This is a genomic window from Parendozoicomonas verongulae, from assembly GCF_009711465.1.
Lineage (GTDB): Bacteria > Pseudomonadota > Gammaproteobacteria > Pseudomonadales > Endozoicomonadaceae > Sansalvadorimonas > Sansalvadorimonas verongulae.
Genome location: NZ_SMME01000318.1, coordinates 1 through 539 on the forward strand (window position 1 = coordinate 1; position 539 = coordinate 539).

A 539-nucleotide genomic window follows, 5' to 3' on the forward strand; every position below is an offset into this window, starting at 1 on the left:
CTTGGCTGCTGTCTTCTTAGCCGTCGACTTGCGGGCAGTCGTCTTCTTGGCCGCCGACTTACGAGCAGCTGGCTTACGCTTCACTGCAGTCTTTTTCGCGGTAGCTTTTTTGGCAGTAGACTTACGGGGGGTTTTCTTAGCAGCCGTCTTTTTAGCTGTGCTCTTGCGAGCAGTAGTTTTTCGGGCTGTTTTCTTACGGGCGGGTGCCCGTTTCTTGGCAACTGCACCGGCTTCCCGGCTCGCTGCCTCGGACTTGTCGAAGTCCATTTCAACATCACTCATGGCTATCTCCTTAGCACTTGCAAGCGCGATACCGTCCGACAGTGCCTTGCCTTTCGGTATCCAGAAGCCATCGCGCTCACTCAGTACCGCAGAGTTCTGATTGACTCAGCGACAGCGATTCTGGTCGGTTCGGGCTGCCTGCACTCTATACGAGCAGCCTTTTGTAAATCCTTTCGCAGCTCTTGCTTTATCTTGCTCAGGAAATCAGCTTATTAAATACGCTGAGCAGATAATCTTACGAATCCATTCGGCTTGTT

General features: G+C 52.3%; 1 protein-coding gene. It reads right to left on the reverse strand.

The window, feature by feature from the left end; genetic code table 11:
- Positions 1-282 (reverse strand): histone H1-like repetitive region-containing protein (locus tag E1189_RS00540; RefSeq protein WP_196220858.1); only part of this gene is annotated, 282 nt, incomplete at its 3' end.
- Positions 283-539: the final 257 nt, after the last annotated feature.